We start from the raw sequence: 385 nt of genomic DNA, 5'->3' as shown, positions 1-385 counted from the left end.
GCGGGGTTGGAAGTCCAGCCGTCTGCGGACCAGTCACGCGTTCCACTCCCGGTTGATGGAGCCGATGTTGGAGGACTTCCGCGCCGTGGTGCGTGGGTTGTCCTTCGCCGAGCCTTCGGTCCCGGCGGTTTCGTCGGTGACGGGCCGCTCGGTCGGTGTCGGGCAGTGGTCGGACCCGGAGTACTGGGTGGACCAGGTCCGCAAGCCGGTCCGCTTCGCCGACGCCCTCGACGCCCTCGAAGCGCTCGACGGCGTCACCAGGTTCGTCGAACTGGGCCCGGACGGCGTGCTGTCCGCGCTCGTCCAGCAGCCCGACGCCGTCACCGCGCCGCTGCTGCGCCGCGACCGTGACGAAGTCACCACCGTGCTCACGGCGTTGGCGACT

General features: G+C 70.6%; 1 protein-coding gene. It reads left to right on the top strand.

The window, feature by feature from the left end; genetic code table 11:
* Nucleotides 1-22: 22 nt before the first annotated feature.
* On the top strand, nt 23-385 hold a 363-nt coding region (locus PUR61_RS01355), incomplete at its 3' end, for an acyltransferase domain-containing protein (protein ID WP_329874749.1).

Source organism: Streptomyces sp. BE20, from assembly GCF_036322525.1.
GTDB lineage: Bacteria > Actinomycetota > Actinomycetes > Streptomycetales > Streptomycetaceae > Kitasatospora.
Note: the sequence above shows the minus strand (reverse complement) of the source record. Positions and strands in the feature narration are given on the sequence as shown.